20 protein-coding genes are annotated in these 23,955 nt (G+C 35.2%); 9 read left to right on the top strand and 11 right to left on the bottom strand.

All coding sequences use genetic code 11. The features are described from left to right. The first annotated feature begins 48 nt into the window (after window positions 1-48). The 7 genes from D0817_RS10795 to D0817_RS10765 all read left to right on the top strand — a co-directional run bounded on the left by D0817_RS10795 (window position 49) and on the right by D0817_RS10765 (window position 6,992). Window positions 49-978, top strand: a complete 930-nt coding sequence (locus tag D0817_RS10795) for a magnesium transporter CorA family protein (protein WP_127338410.1) — start codon at window positions 49-51, stop codon at window positions 976-978. Between the two features lie 313 nt (window positions 979-1,291). Next, a complete protein-coding gene (locus tag D0817_RS10790; protein WP_127338409.1) occupies window positions 1,292-1,906 on the top strand; it encodes a hypothetical protein in 615 nt (204 codons plus the stop codon). Between the two features lie 4 nt (window positions 1,907-1,910). Further along, window positions 1,911-2,201 (top strand): winged helix-turn-helix domain-containing protein, encoded by a 291-nt coding sequence (locus tag D0817_RS10785; RefSeq protein ID WP_127338408.1) that lies wholly within the window; start codon window positions 1,911-1,913, stop codon window positions 2,199-2,201. 58 nt (window positions 2,202-2,259) lie between these two features. Next, window positions 2,260-3,648, top strand: a complete 1,389-nt coding sequence (locus D0817_RS10780) for a DUF4153 domain-containing protein (protein ID WP_127338407.1) — start codon at window positions 2,260-2,262, stop codon at window positions 3,646-3,648. Between the two features lie 268 nt (window positions 3,649-3,916). Beyond that, window positions 3,917-4,399, top strand: a complete 483-nt coding sequence (locus D0817_RS10775; protein WP_127338406.1) for a hypothetical protein — start codon at window positions 3,917-3,919, stop codon at window positions 4,397-4,399. Between the two features lie 111 nt (window positions 4,400-4,510). Next, window positions 4,511-6,253: an ATP-binding protein gene (locus tag D0817_RS10770; protein WP_127338405.1), complete on the top strand. Its 1,743-nt coding sequence runs from the start codon at window positions 4,511-4,513 to the stop codon at window positions 6,251-6,253. Then, a complete protein-coding gene (locus tag D0817_RS10765) occupies window positions 6,246-6,992 on the top strand; it encodes a LytR/AlgR family response regulator transcription factor (RefSeq protein ID WP_127338404.1) in 747 nt (248 codons plus the stop codon). Before D0817_RS10770 ends, D0817_RS10765 begins: the two co-directional genes overlap by 8 nt. A 20-nt stretch (window positions 6,993-7,012) precedes the next feature. Here D0817_RS10765 and rluF read toward each other — a convergent pair whose 3' ends face one another. From rluF to D0817_RS10750, 3 genes are all read right to left on the bottom strand, one after another. Further along, entirely contained in the window at window positions 7,013-7,825 is an 813-nt protein-coding gene (gene rluF / locus D0817_RS10760; RefSeq protein ID WP_127338403.1) for a 23S rRNA pseudouridine(2604) synthase RluF, read from the bottom strand. 100 nt (window positions 7,826-7,925) lie between these two features. Continuing rightward, complete coding sequence (locus D0817_RS10755) at window positions 7,926-8,270, bottom strand: antibiotic biosynthesis monooxygenase family protein (RefSeq protein ID WP_127338402.1); 345 nt, start codon at window positions 8,268-8,270, stop codon at window positions 7,926-7,928. After that, window positions 8,267-9,436 (bottom strand): cytochrome P450, encoded by a 1,170-nt coding sequence (locus tag D0817_RS10750; RefSeq protein ID WP_127338401.1) that lies wholly within the window; start codon window positions 9,434-9,436, stop codon window positions 8,267-8,269. Before D0817_RS10750 ends, D0817_RS10755 begins: the two co-directional genes overlap by 4 nt. A gap of 78 nt (window positions 9,437-9,514) precedes the next feature. Between D0817_RS10750 and D0817_RS10745 the strand changes: the two genes are divergently transcribed. Beyond that, window positions 9,515-10,195 (top strand): ArsR/SmtB family transcription factor, encoded by a 681-nt coding sequence (locus tag D0817_RS10745; RefSeq protein WP_127338400.1) that lies wholly within the window; start codon window positions 9,515-9,517, stop codon window positions 10,193-10,195. 164 nt (window positions 10,196-10,359) lie between these two features. Here D0817_RS10745 and D0817_RS10740 read toward each other — a convergent pair whose 3' ends face one another. From D0817_RS10740 to D0817_RS25665, 7 genes are all read right to left on the bottom strand, one after another. Beyond that, window positions 10,360-11,232 carry an alpha/beta fold hydrolase gene (locus tag D0817_RS10740; protein ID WP_127338399.1) on the bottom strand — a complete coding sequence of 291 codons (873 nt, stop codon included), beginning with the start codon at window positions 11,230-11,232 and terminating at the stop codon, window positions 10,360-10,362. 180 nt (window positions 11,233-11,412) lie between these two features. After that, window positions 11,413-12,192: a zinc ribbon domain-containing protein gene (locus D0817_RS10735; RefSeq protein WP_127338398.1), complete on the bottom strand. Its 780-nt coding sequence runs from the start codon at window positions 12,190-12,192 to the stop codon at window positions 11,413-11,415. Window positions 12,193-12,195: 3 nt separating this feature from the next. After that, window positions 12,196-13,290: a Nif3-like dinuclear metal center hexameric protein gene (locus D0817_RS10730; protein ID WP_127338397.1), complete on the bottom strand. Its 1,095-nt coding sequence runs from the start codon at window positions 13,288-13,290 to the stop codon at window positions 12,196-12,198. An 83-nt stretch (window positions 13,291-13,373) separates the two neighbouring features. Further along, window positions 13,374-16,226, bottom strand: coding sequence for a lantibiotic dehydratase (locus D0817_RS10725; protein ID WP_127338396.1), 2,853 nt, complete (start codon window positions 16,224-16,226; stop codon window positions 13,374-13,376). A 70-nt stretch (window positions 16,227-16,296) separates the two neighbouring features. Continuing rightward, the gene (locus D0817_RS10720; RefSeq protein ID WP_161568427.1) at window positions 16,297-17,451 is read right to left on the bottom strand and encodes a lanthionine synthetase C family protein; all 1,155 of its coding nucleotides are present in this window, start codon (window positions 17,449-17,451) and stop codon (window positions 16,297-16,299) included. 23 nt (window positions 17,452-17,474) lie between these two features. Next, window positions 17,475-19,961, bottom strand: coding sequence for an erythromycin esterase family protein (locus tag D0817_RS10715; RefSeq protein ID WP_127338394.1), 2,487 nt, complete (start codon window positions 19,959-19,961; stop codon window positions 17,475-17,477). A gap of 140 nt (window positions 19,962-20,101) precedes the next feature. After that, window positions 20,102-20,263, bottom strand: coding sequence for a hypothetical protein (locus D0817_RS25665; protein WP_161568426.1), 162 nt, complete (start codon window positions 20,261-20,263; stop codon window positions 20,102-20,104). A gap of 444 nt (window positions 20,264-20,707) precedes the next feature. Here D0817_RS25665 and lpxK point away from each other — a divergent pair, with 444 nt between their 5' ends. Then, window positions 20,708-21,730, top strand: coding sequence for a tetraacyldisaccharide 4'-kinase (gene lpxK, locus D0817_RS10710; RefSeq protein ID WP_127338393.1), 1,023 nt, complete (start codon window positions 20,708-20,710; stop codon window positions 21,728-21,730). A 27-nt stretch (window positions 21,731-21,757) separates the two neighbouring features. Here the strand turns inward: lpxK and D0817_RS10705 are convergent, their stop codons facing one another. Beyond that, complete coding sequence (locus D0817_RS10705) at window positions 21,758-23,929, bottom strand: tetratricopeptide repeat-containing hybrid sensor histidine kinase/response regulator (RefSeq protein WP_127338392.1); 2,172 nt, start codon at window positions 23,927-23,929, stop codon at window positions 21,758-21,760. Window positions 23,930-23,955 lie beyond the last annotated feature (26 nt).

The raw sequence follows: 23,955 nt of genomic DNA, 5'->3' as shown, positions 1-23,955 counted from the left end.
CAGCTTTTGAAAATTTCAAAATGCTGTGATAACACCTGTATTTTTGAAATGAAAGCCTTTTACACCAAAAACAACAACGGATTACTGGAAATCTCAAAATGGACTCCAAACTGCTGGATTAATATTGAAAATCCTTCAGAAACAGAAAAAAAATACTTACTGGAAGAGCTTCAGATTCCCGAAGCCTTTTACAACGATATTGAAGATATTGACGAAAGACCCCGTATCGAAATCGAAGACGGCTGGACCTTAATCATCATGCGCGTTCCCATTAAAAGTGACGACGTTAAACTGCCTTTTCAGACCATTCCGCTGGGTGTCATTTTTAAAGACGATATCTGTGTAACCATTACTTTTTATAAAACAGAAATTATTTCAGATTTCGTTTTGTATTCGCAGCGTAAAAACATTGAAGTCAAAGATAATCCCGATCTGGTTTTAAGATTATTGCTTTCGTCAAGCGTCTGGTATCTTAAATATCTGAAACAAGTCAATCAGAAAATAAAACTTGCGGAAGATAATTTAGAAAAATCCATTAAAAATGAAGAATTGCAGGCCTTGCTTCAAATCGAAAAATGTCTGGTCTTTTTCATCACTTCCTTAAAAGCAAACGACGTTTTATTCCAACGCATCAAAAACCTGAAAGCACATAAAGCAGACTATGATTTAGATTTACTCGAAGACGTCGAAATCGAATTAAGTCAGGCGCAGGACACCGCCAATATTTACAGTAACATTCTGACCGGAATGATGGATGCCTACGCTTCGGTGATTTCGAATAACATGAATAATATTATGAAGCAGATGACTTCTATTTCTATTATCCTGATGATTCCAACGCTGATAGCCAGTTTGTACGGCATGAATGTTCCGAATGGCCTTGAAGAAAGCAAATACGGCATCTGGATTCTTCTTTTTGTTTCAATTATTCTGTCTGTCTTTGGGGTATTTTTATTCAAACGCAGAAGATGGTTCTGATCAATATCTCGCTATTTTATAACAAAGCCCGTTCAACAGAATGGGCTTTTGTGTTTCTATTTGGGCGTGACCATATTGGCTAAAGGCGCTCCATTGGTGCCGGATATAAGCGCCTTTAGTCAATACGGTCGGGCTATCCGCTCCGCTGCGGCGGATTGCTCCTATCCCTCACGCAACTTCAGGTTCCGGATTACTCTCTCTTAAAAAAAGCGTACATTTTTCAGGGTTCAGTTTTCACGATGGTAAATAAAAACACATTTTTGTTTGTCAATTCAAAATAAAACATAACTTTGCAGTACAAAGTACTTTAACCATGAATCAGAAGCACCAAGAAGACTTATCACATATTCGTTCCATGATGGAACGTTCTTCCAGATTTATATCGCTAAGCGGGCTCTCAGGAGTATTTGCCGGATTGTCAGCTTTAATTGGCGGATTGTATGTTTATCAGTTATTCAAAATAAACGGAATAAATTATCTTGATGGGGAACATATTCTGCTGAATGGTAATTTAGTTTCAGAACTAATCACCAGCGGATTGATCATTCTACTGTTTGCTTTTATTTTCGGAATCTTTTTTACAATGCGAAAAAGTAAAAAGTACAATTTACCTATCTGGACAACCGCAACAAAAAAAATGCTTTTCAATCTGGCTATTCCTCTGGCAATGGGAGGGATATTCTGCCTGGCTTTGATTTACCATAAAATTTTTATTTTAGTGGCTCCAACCACGTTGATTTTTTATGGATTAGCCTTGATAAATGCAGAAAAATATACTTTTTCGGATATAAAATATTTAGGTTTCAGCCAGCTTATTTTAGGATGTATTTCGTTGTTTTTCATTGGATATGGTTTGATTTTCTGGATTATTGGTTTTGGAATTTTACATATCCTGTACGGACTAATCATGTTCAAAAAATACAAATAGACCAATGGGAATCATTGATAAATTAAATAAAGATTTCGAAAGCCGCGTCAGATTAGGTATTATGTCTATTCTGATTGTGAACGAGTGGATTGACTTCACCGAAATGAAAACGCTTTTGAACATCACCGATGGTAATTTAGCAAGTCATTCCTCAGCACTTGAGAAAGCACAGTACATTGAAGTTAAAAAAGAATTTGTGGGTAAAAAGCCCAAAACATCGTACAGGGTTACCGATCTTGGCCGTGCTGCCTTTAAGGAGCATTTGAATAGTCTTGAAAAATTAATGAAATTCTAATAATACCTTTTTTTTATCTAATTACTTTGAAAAACAAAGTACTTTTAAATTTTAAATTATGAAAAAAATCCATTTTATCTTAGTCTGCAGTATTCTTTTTATACCGCTTTTTTACAATGAGTCAGTAGGGGTTAATCTCGCTATTTTCGGTCTGGTGTTAACAGGTCTAATCTGTTATTACTTTCAGGATCGGTTTACAGACCGTTCCCATTTGATTTTGGTGGTAACATCTGTGCTTTCCTGCCTTGCTTTTGCCTGGTACGGAGATTTTGTTTCTTTTTTAGCCCTTGCGATGTCCGTGCTTTTTCTGCAGTTTAAAACGCAGGAAACAAAACTAAAAATCATTCAGGTTTTTCCACTGGTGTTTCTAAATGCATTTGCTTCAGTAGGGCGTGTTTTTATGTTCAGCCAATGGCTTCCACAAAGAAAAATCAATAATAATTTTGCGAAGAAACTTGTAGCGTATGTAATAATTCCGGCGGTATTCCTGATACTGTTTTTTGTAGTGTATTCTTTTGGAAGCGATCATTTCTCTTCCCTTTTTACCGATTATACTTTAGATGTTGACATTGTACAAATCATTGTGATTAGTATTTTGGGATTTTATATTTCATTTTCTTTCTGGAATTACTGGGTACCGGATGTTTGTTACGATAAAAACCCGATGCTGGACAATGAGTTTGAGAATGCAGATCAGGTTAAAAATCAAAATACCTTTTCTTTTCTTGATCTGGATTTCGAAAGAAAAAGCGGTGAAATCACATTATTGCTTTTAAATCTGATGCTTTTAGTTTTTGTTGTGACCTACAATTACGAGCAGTTTTTTGAAGTGATACAAAAGTCTCAGTTAAGTGCGGCAACGCATGAAAGAGTCAATGCGGTTATTTTTTCTATCCTGATGGCTGTTGGCGTGATCTTATTTTACTTTAAAGGAGGATTTAATTTCGATGAAAAAGCAGTAAACCTCAAAAGGCTTGCAAAACTCTGGATCACTTTAAACGGAGTTCTTATCGTAAGTACGATCGTTAAAAACTCAGAATACGTTTCTTTTTTCGGGCTGACTTATAAAAGACTGGGTGTTTATGCTTTTCTGATCCTGGCGATCATTGGATTAGTATATGCTTTTTTGAAAATCAAAAACCAAAAAACAAATGCCTATCTTTTCAATCAGATGGTCTGGTATTTTTACGGAACCATTCTTTTATGCAGTTTTGTCAATTGGGGAAATCTGATTACAACCTATAATATTTCAGTAAACAAAGGAGTGGAACCAAGGTTTTTGAGTGATTTAAACTTTAACGATGAAGCCCGAAGAGAATACTTTTCATTGCACAATCTGGATATTTTATTCGTTGATGATGCAAGAGAAGGAGAAATAGAGCGTTATCAGGAAAAACCTTTTTTATCGAAAGCCCTGTACTATGATTTTATAAGTGCAAAAAAATAATTTTATTAGTCCCATTCAAAGCAGAATGGGATTTTTTTTGCCATAAAAACCGGGTATGATTCTTCTGGCAGATTGCATTTCTTGCGTTTTTTATAAAAGTAACTAATAAGTAATTGTTAATTAATATACTTATTATTAGGGCATAAAAGTTATTAGGAAAATGTTTACTATATTTGATTTCTGAAAAAAAGACCTTTTTATGTTTATTAATTCAATTATTTCTTAAAAACATAAAAAAACAATAAAATTTAACCCAAAAACAAATACCATGGAAAAAATTACCCTAGTAGAACCTGGCCAGGAAATTTATCCGCCAGGAGTGCTTATCAAAAAGCCAGCGGAATATCTTAAAAGAGGAAAAGTTTCATTTCCTGATAAATTTACAAAAGATCTTTTTTCTCCAGTTGTGGAGGCCTACTATCTGGATAATAAACTGAGTGTTAGAGCCGTGATTTTTGTAACTCATGAAGAATCGAAGCATTTGGATCTTAGTGTTTATCAAAACTGTTACATAAGTCTTGACGGGAAAGCACAACTTCAATTTTTTGTTTCCTATGATTTAAAAGGGACAGAAGGACATGATTTTTATATCTATGAAGTTAGTTTTAATGCTGATGAAATTCCATATGAAGGAGGACTGGAAAGCATAAAAACAATTCAGACTTTTCTTTGGGATATCGATCCAATAACTTCAAGGGGAACAGAAACTACGGTGCAGCCTGGAACAGGAACCGGGGTTGGGCATCCTTAAATGTAATTTTTGAAACTGAAAAAATCCTATAAATATTTTTATTTATAGGATTTAACTCTTATTTATTTACCTCAAATTAAACTTTGAAAATATAATTTTTTAGAATATCTAATGATTAAAATCAAATTATACATTGTTTCAGTATTATTTCTAAATTCTTTTTTTCTTTTCGCTCAGGACAGACTACACAATGATAAATTATTTGCTGTTGAAATAAAAGCAACAGCTGCAAAATTTAAGGAAGAGCGTAACTTTAATAAGGCCCAGAAATTTTTCAGGGAAAAAAATTGGGACTCTACTTTGGTTTATTCCATGAAGCAGCTAAGCCTTAACAGAAATGAAGAACTTAAAAATTTTTGTTATTATTTCAGAGGAACTTCTTTTAAAGAAAAAAAGCTGTTTAAAGAAGCTAAAAAAGAATTTAATCAGGTGTCTGCCAATTTTCGGTACGCGTACAAGGTTAAAATTAATTTAGGCGAAATTGCGCTGGAGCAAAGTGATTTTAAAAAAGCATTGCAGTATTTTCAGGAAATTGAAAAACTTCCTGTCAGCACATCGTACAATATTTACAGAAGCAATATTTTGCATAATATAGGCTTGTGCTATTTACACCTTGAAAAATTCGATAAATCGGAAGAATATTTGTTTAAAGGTGCGACATTACAGGAAAAAGAAAAAGATACCTTGATGCTTATAAGCTCCTACATGGATATTGCTAATCTGTATTATACACAATATAAAGACAGTCAGGCAATTCCGTATTTTGAAAAAGCATATCACTTATCCAAAAAAACAAATTCTTTCAATCTAAAAAAGACTGCAGCCTTAAATATGGCCGTAGTGGAGGAAAACAGGAAAAATTTCCCGTTAGCCCTAATGTATAGAAAAGAATTAGAAACGTGGAAAGATTCCTTAAACGATCAGAATAAAGTCTGGGCCATTGCAGATCTGGAGAAGAAATTTGCTGTAAAGCAAAAACAAAAAGAAGTAGATGTCCTTGCAGCAGAAAACAAAGTAAAAAAGGCCGAAAGAAACGGGTTTCTTATTTCGTCTGTTTTATTGCTCATTTTGTTTGGAACGGGAGTTTATTTTTACCGGCAAAAAATTAAAAACAACAAGATAATCTTAGCGCAGAAAAATGAACTTGACGAGTTAAATGCCACAAAAGATAAATTATTTTCGATAGTAAGTCATGATTTACGTTCATCCGTAAACGCATTGAAAGTCAGTAACGGAAAACTGATCGAGAATCTGGAAAATAAAAATTTCGCAGAACTCGATGTTTTGCTTCACAATAATAGTACAATTGCCAATGGCGCGTACAATTTGTTAGACAACTTGCTTAACTGGGCTTTGTTACAAACCCAGCAGGCTTATTTTTATCAGGAATCATTACATCTGGCGACAATTGTACAGCATGTAGAGTATAATTATAAGCCGCTGATGTTAAATAAAAACATCGATTTTAAAAATGAAGTGACGGGTTCAGACTATGTATTTGCCGATCTGGATTCGCTCAAAATTATTATTCGTAATTTTCTGGATAACGCCATTAAATTCTCGAATGAAAACGGAAGCATCCTGATTTATTCCCGTCCGGCATCAGAAGACTTTTGCTATTTGGTGATTGAAGACACCGGATTAGGAATGAGCAAAGCAACCCGGGAAGAATTATTAAAAGAAACGATTCTGCTTTCTAAAAAGAAAAATGACGAGATAATCGGAACCGGTCTTGGAATGCAGTTGTGCAAAAGTATGATTCATAAAAACGGCGGAAAACTGGATATAGAAAGCGAAGAAAATAGTGGGACTAAAATAATTATTGCATTACAAAAGTTTAAAAATCATGGATAATATTAATGTACTTATTATCGAGGACACTGCTGCCGAAAGCGACGCACTTGTAAAAGTACTTACCGAAAATAATTACACTATTGTTGGCATTGCAACCAATTACAATGAAGCACTGAAATTGTTTTATAATAATGTAATTGATATTGTGGTGATTGATGTTTTTCTGGATGGAAAACCGGACGGAATTACTTTTGCGGAAACCATCACGATTGTTCCTAATGGCCTGAAACCTTTTGTTTTTTTAACCAGTTCCAAGGATCGTCAGATTTTTGAAAGGGCTAAATTAACCAAACCTTTTAGCTTTCTGTTAAAACCCTTTAATGAACTCGAGATTTTGTACGCACTGGAAATGGCCGTCGAGAAATTTTACGGACAAACCAATGTTTTTCACAGTGAAGACCAGAATGCCGTGATAAGTAATGATTCGCTTTTTATCAAAAAAAACAAAGCGTTAAAGAAAGTCCGAATCGAGGATATTGTTTACATTGAAGTGGAAGACCGCTACTGTAACATTATAACCGATGTTGAGAAATTTGTAATTCTGATCTCATTAACCAAAATTATTCAGCTTCTGGACTCCAATAAGTTTTTTCAGACGCATCGCAATTACATTGTAAATGCAACGAAAATCGAAGAGATCATTGTCAATGACAATCTGGTAATTTTAAAAGGAAATCATAAAGTAACCCTAAGCGATAAATACAAAGACTTTGTAAAAAACTTCAGGATACTGAGATAACGATAAAACAAAAAAGGAGATTAATAATCTCCTTTTTTCTTAAATCTCGGATCGTGTTCCGAAATAAATTCTGTTCTTCTTTTTGGCGCTTCGGCTTTAGGTAAGCTTGCCTCCTCTGTTTTACTGGAAGGTTCGATCAAACGATTTAATTCGGTAATCTCCCCATCAGTCAGATCGCGATAACGGCCAACAGGAACATCCAGCGAAATATTGATAATCCGGATCCGTTTTAATGCCGTTACATCATAACCCAAATATTCGGTCATCCTACGAATCTGACGGTTTAAACCTTGTGTCAGGATGATTTTGAACGTGTATTTGCTGATTTGTTCTACTTTACATTTTCGGGTAACCGTATCCAGAATCGGAACACCATTTCCCATTCGTTGTATAAACCGGTCCGTAATAGGTTTGTTTACGGTTACCGTATATTCCTTTTCGTGGTTGTTTCTGGCGCGTAAAATCTTATTCACGATATCACCATCATTGGTCATAAAAATTAATCCTTCACTGGCTTTATCCAATCGGCCGATCGGGAAAATACGTTTCGGGTAATTGATATAATCCACAATGTTGTTTCTTACTTCTAAATTAGTAGTACACTCGATTCCAACAGGTTTGTTGAAAGCCAGATACACCATTTTTTCATGTTTCTCAACTATTAATTTTCCGTCTATACGTACTTCATCATCCGGAGAAACTTTCGTTCCCATTTCAGGTACAACTCCATTTATTGTGACACGCCCTTCTTCGATAAGTTTATCGGCTTCACGACGGGAACAATAACCGGTTTCCCCAATAAATTTATTTAGACGTTTTAAATTCTCTTCCATACTGCAAAAGTAGTCAAAATTTAGATTTGTTAGATCTTAGACTTCTTAGATCTTTAGATTTTTGGACTTCTTAGAATCTTTGTCCCTTTGCACCTAAAAACTAATCATGAAAATTTAAACTGTCTTTTGGGGCTTCTTTGCGATCGAACATTCCGTAATCGCGAACGACAGTGGCAATCCTTAAATGATAATCCCTGAAGATTTCTTCACGGCCCTTAGCTTGTGCATAGCGGTGCATTTCAAGATTTCTCCATTGCAGGATGCTTTGCTCATCTTTCCAGAAAGATAAAGAGAGGACTTTATCAGGATCGTTGAAACTCTGAAATCTTTCAATCGAAATAAATCCGTCTATGTGATCTAATTCGGGTCGCAGATTTGCTGCAATGTCCAGATATACTGCTTTTTTCCCTTCGTTTGGGATGACTTCAAAAATTACGGCTATCATATTGTTTGGTTTAAATTATAAAGTGAAATCCATATTGCTTGCGGTAATCGGGCATTTATCAGTGGTTCGTATGCTATTTCATTCCCCGAAAGTATAATATTGAAATTGCTGAGCAAATAGTCCAAAGCTTCCGTTGTAATGGTAACAGAGAAATGTTTTGCCACGCACATATGACCGCCGTTTCCGAAGGTCAGATGCTCATGATTGTTATTTCTTTCGATATCAAAATTCATTGCATTTGCAAATTGCTTCGGATCACGATTTGCCGCTGCAAGCACAATCAAAATGGAATCGTTCTTTTTGATGATGATTTTGTTTAACGAAATGTCTTCCGTTGCAATGCGTCTGGTATTCTGAATGGGCGGATCAAATCGCAAGGTTTCCAAAACGATTTTTTGTATCCGGACTTTGTCCATTTTGTCTTCAGGACGGTTTTCTTTCGAAAGTATTTGCAATAATGAATTGCTTAAAAGCCCTCTGCCCGCATCATAACTTTGGATAAACAATCCGATTAGATTGCTGACAATCATTGAAATAGTTTCTTCCAAAGAAATAGGATAAGAGGCTGAAATTTTATCAATCAGCGTTTTATAAAAAGGAAGTGTCACAAGATGCCTTTCTGTAATGTCATAAATCGCTTCCGAAACTGTATTGATTGATTCGATAGCTTCAGCGGTTTTGTTGGGTTGCATTATTTTGACAAGCTGCTCTATTTTTTCACAGATCAAAAGAGTGTCTTTTTCATTAAAATCAAAACTTTTTAAAACCGTTAAAACCGGTAATTTTTTACAGACCAGATCCACCCAGTTTATTGGATTCCCGAGTAATTCTTTTCGAAGTAACTCTTCTAAAATATAATTTACTCCAACTGTCTTCATGTATGAAAAAAGAATGCCGGCAGTTTCTTTTGCGATTTCATGCTGAATCCCGTTTGACAATCGGGCGAGATTACTAATGATGAGCACGGCATATTTACTGAGATTATCATTGGACGGAAAGGCAGGAATATGCGCAGCAGTATGGTTTAAGATTTGCGTACAGGCTTCATAAGAATAAATGGCCCAGATTTTATGGGTTTGATCCCAGTAAACAGGCCTTTCTGCTGTCATTTTCTCATAAAGAGCATAGGGGTTTTTAACTTCGGACTGTAGAAATAAAGTGGACATGGTGTAATTGTTTTTGACAAAGTTATTTAACTTTACGATGTAATACTTCAATACAGATTTAACTATGATGGTATAAAAATGGAAGATCAGTTTATAAAAGCGGCGGGATTAATTGGTGATGCTACGCGTGCTGCAATCATGTGGACATTATTAGACGGAAGGGCTTTTACCGCTACTGAACTTTCAATTGCTGTAAATACATCTCCTCAAAATATTAGCATGCATTTGGGAAAACTTCTTGAAGCTAATTTACTTAGTGTAGAAAAACAGGGCCGGCATAAATATTACAGATTTTCAAATAAAGAAGTAGCATACGTTGTTGAAGCAATGGCCAATCTTATCCCCAAGCCTGAGATTTCTTCAAAAACGAAAAGCGAAAATTATGCTCCCGTAAAATATTGCCGAACCTGTTATGATCATTTAGCCGGGAAAATAGGCGTGGCTTTAGCCGATAGTTTACTGGAACAAAAAATAATTATTGAAAAGAATAATACTTTTGAAATTAGTCCTGAAGGACAAAAATGGTTCTCAGGTTTCGGAATAAATATCGAAGAAGCCCGAAAACAAAAACGAATATTCTTAAAACCGTGTCTGGATTGGAGCGAAAGACGATATCATATCGCAGGTTCAGTAGGAACTTTGTTGTTAAATAAAATGCTGGAGCAAGACTGGATTAGGAGAACGACAAATTCCAGGGCAATAATAATAACAGGAAAAGGAGAAAAAGAAATGTTGAAGTCTTTTAAAATAGTTGTGTAAATGCTTTTTGATAATCTTGTCATTTCGGCAAAGGAGAAATCTTTGTAAGTAACTCTGCAATGAAAAACCAATTTTTGTCGAGCTTCTCGCGGAGATTTCCCCTTTGTCGAAATGAAAATACAGTGGTTGTTATCGTAATCAAAAGTAACAAAGAACCTAGTGTCTTAGCGACTTAGCGACTCAGAACCTTCAGAAAACAGGAAATCCATCACTTTCTGATACAATTCGTCATCATGCATTCCGTGTCCTAAACCCTGGGTTTCGATAAACTGACTGTTTTTCCAGTGGCTGACGATTTTTTTTCCTTCTTCAAAAGCTACGATTTTGTCTGTGGTGTCGTGGGCTACTAATCCGGGAATATTAAATTCCGCAGCAAATTTCTTCCCTGAAAAATCCTCCAGTTTAAAGTTGAAACGATCCGAAAAGCGGCTTTCCAAAAGGGAAAACATTCTGGTGTTTAAACTCAGCATTGAAATATAATTATCAATAAGCGTCTTCAAATCTGAGGGGGCTCCTAAGATTACCATTTTGGTAATGCTGGTGTTGGGGAATAAATACTGATGGTAAACGCAGGCAGCACCACCAATAGAGTGGCCAATAATTATTGTGGGCTGGTATTTTTCTACGGCTTTATTAATAAATTCAGCATACAGTGGAACATTAAATTCTTTACCGCTGCTTTGCCCGTGAGCCGGAGCATCAATCGCGATAATAGTGCTTCCTGATTTCTGAAGGTGGGGCAGCGTTTTTTTCCAGCGCGAGGCATTGCTTTCCCAACCGTGAACGAGCAGGATTTTGGTTTCGTTCCCTTTCCAGATATAGGTTTGAAAATGATGTTCGTTATGATGAAATGTTTCTGTTTCGGTGTTCTGCAATATTTTGGGTAATTGCGCTTTGTTTAATCTTCCAATCCGTGGCTGGCTGAATAAGGCGTAAGAAAGTGCAAGAGCTTTTTGCGGACGAACATAACTCAGGAAGTTAATATATGACCCAACCGATTTTAATGTAATAAAACGAATTCCTTTTTTAAGTCCCAAAATAATAGTTTTAATTATAAAGTATAATTATTCGAAACGAGATTTAAAAAAAAGATCGCCACGAATTCCACAAATTTAGCACGAATTTTTATTCTTAGTATTTAAAAATTAGTGAAATTATTGAAATTCGTGGCGAAAAATTTTAACAAAAAAAAGTCCCGATCAGATCGGGACAGTTATTTAGAATTTAGAGAACAATTGTTCCATTTTTTCTTTTTCTTCTTCAGCCAGTGCGCTGTCAACTAAAATTCTTCCGGAGTGCTCATCAGTGATGATTTTCTTTCTTGAAGCAATTTCAACCTGAGTTTGTGGAGGAATAGTGAAGAATGATCCTGCAGATGCTCCTCTTTCGATAGAAACAACAGCTAAACCATTACGAACGCTAGTTCTGATTCTTGTATAAGCCGCTAATAATCTTTCTTCAATTAATGCTGAAAACTCTGCAGATTTCTCAGACAAGAAGATTTCTTCTTTTTGAGTTTCTGCCATAATTGCATCCAGTTCTGATTTTTTATGTTTCAAATGAGAACTTTTTGAATCAAGTTTTTCTTTCAAATTAGCAATAACTTCTTTTTTGTGCTCGATAGAAGCTTTCATTTCTTTGATTTGCTTTTCAGCCAATTGAATTTCTAATTCCTGAAATTCAACCTCTTTAGTCAAAGAATTAAATTCTCTGTTATTACGAACTGATTCTTGTTGTTTTGTGTATTTTTTGATCACTTCTTTGTGCTCATCAATAGCATTTTTCTTTGCTTTGATAAGATCCTCAACTACTTCAAGTTCACTTTTTAATTTCTCTGAACGCGTGCTTAAGCCTGCAACTTCATCTTCTAAATCTTCAACTTCTAATGGAAGTTCTCCTCTTACGTTTCTGATTTCGTCAATTCGGGTGTCAATAAGCTGTAAATCGTATATTGCTCTTAACTTGTCCTCAACACTTAATTCTTTCGTATTCGCCATATTCTATAAGTACTTAACTGGATTTGTATTTTCTTCTGCTAAAATGATGGCAAAATTAAGGATTTTTTTTTGAAGATAATCAACAATATAGTTTTTTGTATAGCGTTCGCTCTCAAAATGACCAATATCGGCCAAAAGTAATCGGTTTTCGGCTTCGTAAAATTGGTGGTATTTTAAATCTGCTGTCAAAAAAGCATCTGCTCCGGCCTGAATGGCATTTTTTATCGCAAAACTTCCGGAACCTCCCAAAACGGCTACTTTTTTAATTTTTTTTCCTAAAAAAGCAGAATGACGAATTCCATCGGCAATCATTTTATCTTTTACAAAATGTAAAAAGTCTTTCTCCTCCATTTCAGTTTCAAATTCACCAATCATTCCTAACCCGATATTCTGATGTGAATTTTGCAGGGTATAAATTTCATAAGCAACTTCCTCGTAGAGATGACTGGCAAAAAGAGCTTTCAGGATTTTAGACTGTAAATGTTTTTCGAACGTAACTTCTATTTTTATTTCTTCGGTTTCGGTAAGTTCATGGCGCTCGCCAATGACAGGGTTGCTTTCTTCGTTTCCCTGATACGTTCCGGTTCCGTTGGAGTTAAAACTGCAGTTTTCGTAATTGCCAATTGTTCCGGCTCCGGCTTCAAACATGGCCTGACGTACTTTTTGCGCATTTTCGGGAACAGTATACGTCACCAGCTTCTGAATGAAATCCTGCTTCGGAATCAGGACTTTCGTATTTACTAATCCTAAGGCATTACAGAAAATTTTATTAACGCCCGCTGAATGATTGTCCAGTGCAGTATGAACGGCATAAATAGCAATATCATTTTTGATCGCTTTCAGGATGGCACGCTCCACATAATTCCTGCCCGTAATCTTTTTAATTCCGGAGAATAAAATGGGGTGAAAACAAACAACCAGATTGCAATTCTTGCTAATGGCTTCGTCAATAATCGTTTCCAGCGCATCGTGACAAACCAAAACACCGGTGCTTTCCGCTTCGGCATCGCCCACCAGAAGTCCGACATTGTCAAAATCCTCAGCATAAGCCAACGGAGCCATTTCCTCAAGAACTAATAGTATATCTTTGATTTTCATGCGTATCTCAAAAAGTTAATTGTGAAGAGCAAAAGTACTCCAAATTTTATACTATCACAATGAAGCCACAGGATAGCCTTGTTTTAATTGGGTTTTCCCGTGAACTTTAGTTTATTGAAATAAAGTCTTGCCCAGTAATAACTTTTGAATTCATTGTAACGCTGCTCTTTGTCGTAAAGCCTGTTCATGCTCATGTGAATAAGGTCTCCGGCGTAATTAGATCGGATTAAACCGCTTTTGCCTAGCTGCTCTTTAAGCGCTGACTTCAGATCGGGAATTTCGAGAAAGTCTGCATAATTTAAATTTTCCAGATCATTTCGCATGGCTGTGAATTTTTGGTTTAACTCTTTTCTTAAATCGGAAGAAAGGGTAAATTCAGTAGAAAAACTGTCAATATTGGCGTCGCAGAGCAGTATCATTTCGTCTAATGAAAAGTCAAAGAAGTTATAATAGTATTGTATTTTTAATATCGAAAAACAAGCGGTTTCTTCGTCATTGGGCTCGTTTCTGATAATGTTGGTTATAGTGTCAAAACTATCTTCACTAAAAACAGATTCGGTTACTTTCATCAATTCCTTTCCGCCATATCTATAGACTTCTTGTTCGTAGGGTAGAATTTTATAATTTCGAATTAAATGGCTTGTCTTCAGTTTGTTGATTTGTTTTATAATCTGTTCCTTTATTTCTTGGGATGTTGTCCTGAATCTGACTCTTAGATGATTTTCAGGATGATCATATCTTACAAAGAAGAACTGATCTGCCATCTCTCTGGATAAAACAGTATCATAGAGGGTAGTAAGAATATCATTTTGCGCATAAGGATTACAACCCAGGTCAAAATAAAGCCAATCGGACAATAGCGGAACGTTTTCGGTTTGCGGAGCAGGATTTTCCGGGATGTCAAAAGTGTTTTTTATAGATGTGAATTCCGTGTTTTTAACGCTTGCTACAAATTCGTGTGCATAATGTTTCTCTTCGCTTGTTATGGCAGGCAGAAATGATTCATAGAGCGATTCTGAAACATAGATTGTGTTCGTTGTGGTGAATCTGGAGAACAAAATTTTCAGGTGGTCATCGTTTTCAATATCGATAATGATTTCTCCTTTTTTATCTGTCACGGTAACTCTTTTAGAAAAGTCATTTTTTTCAACGCTTTCCAATACCGCTTTTTTGAATTCATCCAGGGTATAGTTGTCGTTTACCACTAAAAGCTGAGCGGGATAGAGTAAAATGCCGTCTTCGAGATAAATTCTGGGAACGTAGGGCAGTACTATGTTTTTATAATAGTTTAAATTAAAATTGACATGGTGAACTTCATTGTTTTGCGATTGTAAATCTGCCAAAAAACGGTAGGCTTCGGAATCTGAAAGTCCGTAATTTATCGCTGAAGTGACTCTGGGAATTATCTCTTTCTGATGTTTTTTAGAAACCAGAGTAAAACCCGACCCGTTGAAACGTGCATACAGGTCTGATAAGAAAATTGGATTTGAATTTTCAGAATGAACTGTATTGACCGGAATAGTATAATCGTAATATTGATGGGAAGAAATAATATTGGAAGCCCTTGGCTTAGCGATCATATTTACTTCGGCAACGATTTTATCACCATAAATTTCTTTTTCAAAACCGGCAATATCCTGGCATACTGATTCGGAAACATGATTGAATCTGGATAATAAATTCAGGGAAGAAGTTCCGGTGACGCACTTACAATACACTATTTCTTTTCCGGTAGTTTTACAATTGAGCAATTCAAAAACGACATTGAATGTAGCTGGCAACTGATTCTTATTGTTTTCTAAAGTCTTTGTATTTGAAAGATATACTTCTTTTGAGCTTGCCGTTAAAAGTTTAGCCATTATATCGGAATGCAGGCTGCTCTCACTTTTTAACTGGATGGAACTATATTTTAATCCGGAATATGGATTGAAAACCTGACTTAACGGAATAAAACCATCGCTGAAACTATGGTAAAATTTGTTTCCAAATTCAAGTATCGAATTCGTAATCGGGGTATGATTGCTATTGTAGGCTACATTGAATTTTATATATTTTAATAATTTTTCCTGTATTGCAGTGTCCAGGAGATCTGATTCTTTTTCAAATAATGAAACGGAATGTGAATAGGTACTGTGAATTTCCTCCTCGGACAAGTAAACATCCTGTTCTTCAATATAATTTTTCGAAAAATGCTCAAAGTCCTTTTTTGTCTCCAGCTGATGAATGTTCTGATCTATCAGTCTAGACGGAATGGAATGCTGGTATGTCGTTTTACTGTAAGGGTTAAAGGCTACGTTATTAATTATAAGCCCGGCATTGACGATCTCCAATAGGAAGTCGTCTATTTCGGTTAACGAAAAATCATCTTTAAGTAAATCATTGGTGACGTCCTGAATCTTTGTGCCCTTTCCAAATCGGTCCAATAGCCATTGAATATCTTCGTCGTAGTCTATCTCAACATATTTTGTTTCGTAAGATCCGTTTGGCGATTTCTGGGATTTATAAAAACTTATTTTTTCCGGGCTTAAAAAGTGAATGGAAGGATTGGTAAAATAGATATAGTTTTTCCAGTCTTCGTTATGCAGAAGGACGATTTTTTCAGCAATATATAAGTTATCAAATTCAACTTTAAGCTCTGTTTTTTTTGATTTTGACAGTGAAGTTCTGTCACTCCAGGCTGAAGAACCTACACTGGTAAACAGACCAAAGGGAATCGGATTAAAATGGGCCCTGGAGAAATATTTGTTCAGGGCGAGATTTGTTTTATCGGATTTATTTTTTTTTACGTCATTATACAGACTTCTCGAAGCGAATAAAATGGATAACTGAAATAAATCGTTTTTAAAAAAAAAGTTCGAAATAGCATTGCTGTTTTCCGTGTAAGATTCAACAGGAAAGGACACAACCCTTTTGATGACGGTATTGAAAAACTTCATTTTAAAATAGTAGTTGAGCTATCAGAAATAGCGTTTACAGATTGCTTTTGAATTTGGATCGGCGGGAACCTTAATATAAATTTAAACACTCGGCCCAGTCAGGCTGAATCTTGTTTTCTATGGTCAGTAAAGTAAGTCCTAAACCTGCGGCACCGTTTAGGATATTGGTTTCGGCTACATACTGATCTATAAAAAAACTTTTAAATTCGGTAAAATTAAGGGTTTGCTTTTTCAGGTTTTCATACCAGATGGCTATAGTTTCCTGGTGCGGAGTATCGGTTTTTAAAGAGGCTAGATAATATTGTAAAATGATACCCGAAGTACCATGACAAAGGGCAAAATCGTTAACCAGAGATTCTTTTACGGTTATATTTTTTGTCGCATTTATCAGTGAATGCCCGTCTTCTTTCAGACTGGTGTTCTTTAAAAAGGATCCTGAATTAAGAATTGCATTTGCGATTCCTAAATCGCCCTGGCACCAACCCAGCCGCGCTTTTGTAACAGCATCATTATGGATTACAACCTGACCGGGATAAAATTGTTTGGATTCTTCGTCGAAAGCCCTGTAGGTATTCATAAAAGCAATTATTTTGGTTATTGCCTCCTGAATGCCAGGATGAACCTCCGGCAGGTTGGTTTGTAAGTACACCAGGAAATTCAAAGTGCCGGACAGGCCGTGCGCCAAACCGAAGTAATGCATTTTTTGATTTGGACGCTCTGAGTCACTTGAAAAGATAACTTCCGGATTGGTGTTTATTTTTTCTATTAAAGTAGTAGAGAATTCGGTTAAAATAGCTTCTATGCTTTTGTTTTTTTTACACTTGTACCTTTCGATAAAGTACAAGGCAATTCCAAATGCGCCATGTAGAAAATCATAATAGTTTTTGGCCGCCTCTTCCAGTAAACTTTCAGCCAATATTGCGTCTAACGCTTCAAAATATTTCTCTTCGATTTCCAGGTTTTTATTTTTTATTTTCGCTAAAACCCATCCGTAGCCTGCTATTCCTGAGCACAAAGACGAATTGTAGCTTTCTTCAGAAATCAAATCACCGATCTTGTCAATTATTGAAAATAATTTATCCTGATACTCGTCGTTTGGTTCAGTTTCTATCAGGTAATTATAAAATAAAGCAATCCCCGAAAGACCGTCAAGTACGCCAATTCTCTTTTCTGTACCAACCGACTTCCAGATTTGTTCTTCTATTTTTGAAATTATGGTATCCATTGTTTTGTTGTGTTGAAATCCGGTTAATAACATACGTCAAAAATGATTTTTTCATCAGGCAGGATAAAACTGTTAGTTTTCCAATAATATGAATTTTCCGGAACGGGATTGTTCAGGCTGATTTTTAAAAGCGGACGATTAAGTTTTTGACTGTTTACGGTTTTAACCTCAGTTGACATTAGGTTACTGACATTATACGTATTATATAAAAAAGAGTTATCAGCCGTTGAGGTAATAATTGATTTGTCTGTTACATTAAGATAATTTATAAAATATTTTCCCTCCGATAATTTGTAGGTAATGATGATTCTATGATTCATCTGGGCAGTTTTTCCCGCCTGACTCTTGATTTCGAAAGGCTCTCTCGCTACACAATGTTCGTATTTTAAGACAGCAAATGTCTGAGTGTCGATGTATAAAAATCCGGATGATTTTTTTGGTGCCGGGTAACCGTAGCCTGTAGAATAGGTGTCAGGAGCGTTATTCTGGAAACTTATTTTATAGACTTTCTGATCATTATAAGGTACAATACCTTCCTTTTTTAGTGTGTAAGCAGCAGGTTTATAAAGTACATTGGCTTTGCTTAGGACAAGGTCACGATCGAACAGAAAAGCAAAAGTACTTATGCCGCTATATTTGTTTTTTGAAGAATTCTGAACAATTTCACGGGTCTGCTGTATTTCGCCATACATTTTTTCATCTGGCGTATTTACGCCTTTCATTCCTGCTGCGTTATAAGTCGCTATAACGGATTCATCATGCGAAATAATGGCATTGTTTTTAATAACCTGATTGCGAAAAAAGAAGGTTTGATTGTAGGGGTTCTGGTAGTAATTAAGTTCTGCATTACTTTGCGCTTTTGCTACTATTTCTTCAGCAGTTAATGCTTTCAGATTTGATTTTACCACTACTTCCCCTAAAGCAATACCCTGAAACTGATATTGCTTTAGTTTGATTTTTACCTGATGTTTGTTTTTATCAGTCAGATTTTGGACGCTGATAGTGTCAGATATATATCCAAAAGCAGATATAACCATTTTATCATTAAAATTTTCTTTTTCAATAATAAAAGAAAACAAACCGTCCTTATTGGCCAGAATACTTCTGTTCGCTTTGAGTACTGAAATATCGGCATTGGGTATTACCCGGTTGTTTTTAGAATCATTTATTTTACCGTTGACCACAAACACATCTTTTTTAGCATCTGAAGGAATGTCTTCCTCAAAAATTCTGGTTTCGGGCTGGTATGATTTTTTAAGGAATAAAAAACCGTCAAAAATGGTATTCCATTTCGCTTTTATCGGAATATTTCCAAACGCCGAACAGTAATACAGATTGGTGTCTTTTTTATCAAATTCAAAAAAGACCTTATTATATCCGTTGTTGACATGTTGTTGTTCGATACTATTTTCCGGAGGAGTAAGGATAGGGAAGGTTTTATCGTCCACGCGTCCGTATTGTCCTTCGTAAGACGAAAATGCAATGCTGTACATCTGATCTTTAAAATAGTCTTTTAAGAAGCCGCCCATCGGTAATCCCCCTTCAAGAAGTTTTGCTCCTTCTCCCGGAATATAATCTGAAAAACCTGTCGTTTTCAATTCAATATTCGCTTGATTTTGTAAGTAGGTTTCTGTGAGGTCAGTGAATTCGGTTTCTCTTACATTTGCTGCAAAATGATAGGAAGCACCCCAGCAAATCATTTTTTCATTAGGATAAAGTTCAGACAGAAAGATCAGGTTTTTAGCCATTTGCTCATCTCTTGGATTTTGAACCGCAATTTTTTGTCTTTGCAATTGCAGGACTTCAAAACTTACATCAGAAATTTTACTGCCAAAGACCTGCTTTATGATTTTTTCGTGAAGTGTAGGATTTTTTATGTTTTGGAGTGCATTTACCACCAGATCAAAATCCTGGTATAAAGCAAGGGAATCTTTTTTGCTGGTTGCAATGTTCTCTAAATCCCTGAAAATAAATGCTTTTTCTATTCTGGTGAAACTGTTTTTGGTAATAGTTATTTTTCTGTTCTGAATCAGCTGCGTTAAGTCATTCATGAAATGATTGGTAAACAGCAATCCTTCCTGACTGTCAAAACCTGAAATTTTTATAGTATCTTTTTGTTTGGCCCGATCCTCAATATAAAATAATAGATTTTGAAATGCTTTGGTGTCCGACCATATATCTAAAATGCTTTTGTCAAACACGGCGACAGGCGCTTTTTTTTTAGAATATTCTTCAAATGCTTTATATTGGTCATATAATCCGCTTTCAAAAACAATGGTATTGTAATTCTGTTTTTCATGCAGGTATTTTATAAGGTTTACTTTTTCGTCAAAAGTGGCACCGTCACCGTGAGTTTGTTCTCCCAATAAAACAATTTTTTTATTTTTAAGTTTCGCAGCTAAGAAAGAATAGTCATCATTATGAATTGCTGAATATTCGCCGGGTATTGTTTTTTGTGAAAAAGTAAAATTTATAAATAAAATAAAAGATAGAGTAAAAAGAAATTTCATGACCGTTTTTGTTTTTCTAATCAGAATTCACCCGATTGTACTTGTTTAAAAGGATAAAAGCTAAAGGCTATCTTTAATGGATAGCCCTTAATTAAAATGGGAATAGTTTTAAATAAAACTATTCTTTGCCAGATATTTGATTAAGCAATTACTGGTCCGCAAACTCTTTCACAAGAATTTCTAAGGCTGCAAGTAGTTCCAATAGATAAGAATACTTCTTTTTGTTGACCACCATTAACTTTTGCCTGCTCCTCTTTTGTAAGTGCTTTAACTTTTAAATTTTCTAATTTTAATTTTTTCATCTTTAAAATTTTAGGTATTAATAAATGTTTTAGGTTTTTTGATTTCTTGCTATTTAAACTTTACCACGTGCACTTGGAGTTTTAATTAGTTAAAGAAAATTCGTTCTAAAAATAATATAATAAATTGTTGTTTTTGGTTTTTTTTCTGACAAATTTTTAAAATTTTATTGAAAGAACTCAAGGTTAATTCTTTAGCTTTGTTAAAATTGTTTTATTGGGTAAATGATAATTATAATGAGGTTTTACGTAATTAAACGATTTTTTATTCATTAATTAAGAAACTAATTGCGATATTGTTTTTTATCAGTTGCCGTTCTTATTGAGGTTAAATGGATTTGAAATTATTTCTAGCAGAGAAAGGAGTATGCGTTGAGGCGCAATTCTATATTGGTATAATTGCAGCCCTTTATCTGAAAATAGCATAAAAAATTATACTTTCGCAAAATGAATGTACTTCGAAAATTACTTTTTCCGTTTGCCATTTTATACGGATTCATTACGTCAATCCGGAATTATCTTTTTGATAAAGGAATCCTGAAAGCAACTGCATTTGATATCCCGGTTATTGCGGTTGGAAATTTAAGTGTTGGCGGAACCGGAAAAACACCTCAGATTGAATATCTCATTCGGTTATTGTCAGATAAATACAAAGTGGCAACGCTGAGTCGGGGCTATAAGCGAAAATCAGAAGGTTTCGTTTTGGCTGACGCAGGCTCCAATGCCGAAATTTTAGGAGATGAACCCTTTCAGTTTTATCAGAAATTCCCAAATATTCAGGTGGCTGTCGATGCAGACAGGACAAATGGAATTACGCAATTGCTTTCCCAAAATAAAAAACCACAGGTTGTTCTATTAGATGATGCTTACCAGCACCGAAAAGTAAAAGCAGGATTTTATATTCTTCTCACGTCTTTTGGCGATTTGTATGCCGATGACTTTATGCTCCCCACCGGAAATTTAAGAGAAAGCAGGAGCGGAGCCAATCGTGCTACTATTGTAATCATAACAAAATGCCCAAGTGATTTATCTGTTGAAGTACAAGAACAAATTCGTCTCAAACTGAAACTGAATTATTCCCAGCAAATCTATTTTACTTTTATCGATTATGATGATTTTATCTATAGCAAAGAAGAAAAAATAGCCGTAAATGAAATTAAAAACGAATCGAAACTGCTTTTGGCCGGGATCGCAAAACCTACGCCATTCTTCAGTTATTTAAAAAATGAAAATGACGAATGCCTTACTTTTCCGGATCATCATCATTTCTCTGATTCAGATTTAGAGCACATTCAGACGAAAGCCGGAACTAAAAAAATCATTACAACAGAAAAAGATTTTGTACGCTTAAAGGATTCGAAACTGGCCTCACAATTGTATTACCTGCCAATAAAAAGTACGTTCATTAGTAATGACCAAAATTTTGATGCCACAATTCTGGAATATGTTAAATCAAAGGTAGAATCTTAGCAACTTAGCTTCTCACAAGCCTGGTTTTTAGTCAAAAAATGTCGCAATAATACTGTAAAATTCGTCAGGAACGAATGGCTTTGTAATCACATCATTCATTCCGAAAGACAATAGCATATCTCTGTTTTCGTCCAGCGATATAGCTGTTAAGGCAATGATAGGAGTGATTTTGTCAAATTCCCTGATTTGTTTTGTAGCGGTCGTTCCGTTGATTCCGGGTAAATGAACGTCCATTAGAATCATATCGAATTTTCTTATTTTCAATAGCTCAACAGCATCTTCTCCATTATCGATTATTTCGCAGATGATTGATTTGTTTTCGAGCATTTTTCGGGTAATCATCTGATTGATTTTGTTGTCTTCAATCAATAAGATCGATTTGTTTTTTAATTGTTTATCGTCGTAGGATTTTGTTTCTTCCTTTATTTCAAGAGGTTCTTTATTGATTCTGAAGTCTAATCTGAAGGTGAAAGTAGAGCCTTTGTCCACTTCGCTTTTCAGTTTTATTTCCCCGCCCAGAAGTTCAATTAATTTCTTGACAATCGTAAGTCCGAGACCGGTTCCGCCGTATTTTCGATTCACCTCTATGGATCCCTGAGAAAAACTTTCAAAAACAGTTTGCAGTTTATCTTCGGGAATTCCAATTCCGGTGTCTACAATTTCGAAATAAACCGTTGCATTATCATTTTCGATAGCATACAATTTCGCAATTACGCTTACCTGCCCGTTTTGTGTGAATTTTAAAGCATTGTTAATTAAGTTGAGTATAATCTGCGAAAGTTTTGTTGGATCGCCAATTAAATTGTCCGGAATGGTTTTGTCTATTTCAAGATTAAAATAATTTTTATTGGCGGTAGCTAACTCTTTTAAGGAACTTTGAATGTTGAATAATAACTCTTTCAGATTAAAGGAAATGTTTTCAATTTCTACTTTTGTAGAATCAATTTTATTGATCTCGAGAATTTCGTTAATAAAAGTAGTCAGGTAATTTCCGGAGAATTTTAAAGATTCCAGGTATTTCAACTGTGTTTTTTTAGGATTGTCTTCCAGCAGTAAATGTGTAATTCCGTTTATGGCATTTAGCGGTGTGCGAAGTTCGTGACTTACGGTTGACAAAAATTCAGATCTGGCCTTTGACGCTTTTTCAGCTTTGTTTTTGGCCAGGATAAGCTCCTTGTTCTTCTCCCTCAAAAGTATATTATTCTGATTTCGAATAATATTGTTTTTGTACAAAGCCAGACTCAAAAGGGACAAAATTGAAATTAAGGCAATTGCTAAAATACTCACCAGCTTAGAGTAACGATAGGTTTTTAACTGAATTTTTTCTTCGCTCTCGCGTTTCAGCGTTTTGTTGATCGATTGATTTTTTTTAAATTTTTCAAACTCGTTTACGTCTAATTTAGCATTTTTTATTTTTAGGATATAGTTCTCAATCTGATAATGTTCGTTCAGATAAGAATAGGCGAGATCAAAGTTCTTTTGTTTTTTGTAATACTGGCTGATGGCCAGAATGATTTTTGATTTTTGGGCTAAATCATTGCTTTTAGCGTTAATTTCCAAAGCATTGTCAAAATAAATGATGGCAGAATCATTTTGTTTCAGCTGGTTTTTAAGCAGGCCCAGTTGGTAGTATGAATCTGCTTTTGCTTTTAAAATGGAGCCGTTGCCCTGTTTTTTAATGATTCTTTGAAAAGTTTTTACAGCTAAAGGATAGTTATGGTTTGCCTTGAATGCCATTGCTTTCTGATAGCTTAAAATTTCGGCACTATCAGCAATATTTAATTCCTTTAGAAGGTTCTCCGCTTTTTTGTAATACAGCTCGGCAGTTTGGTAATTTCCCTGTGTAGTATTTGTTATGCCGATGTAATGCAGGGCAAGGGCCTTGGTACAAGTAGGCTTAACCCTGTTGAATAAAGAAACACTTTTATGAAAGTTTTTAAGGGCATCTTCATAATTCCCGACGTTGTAATAAATTTTGCCAAGCTTAAAAGTCTGATTGGCTAAATTTTCCGATTTGTTATTTGAAGCACAAAAAGCAATGGATTTTTGTGTGAAAAAAATAGCCTGATCGTACTCCCTGTCCTGAAGATTATTATTGGCCAGCCTGTTATAATAGACAATGCTGTCTGTATTCTGTTTGCCCTGAGAATACAAAAACGTATTGAAAAAACTAATCAGAATTAAAAGGTAGTGTTTCATGTATCGCAGTGCTTCTTACAATGAAT

It is taken from the genome of Flavobacterium cupreum (genome assembly GCF_003996965.1).
Taxonomy (GTDB): domain Bacteria; phylum Bacteroidota; class Bacteroidia; order Flavobacteriales; family Flavobacteriaceae; genus Flavobacterium; species Flavobacterium cupreum.
The sequence above is the reverse complement of the archived record's forward strand: the minus strand, read 5'-3'. Positions and strand labels throughout refer to the sequence as shown.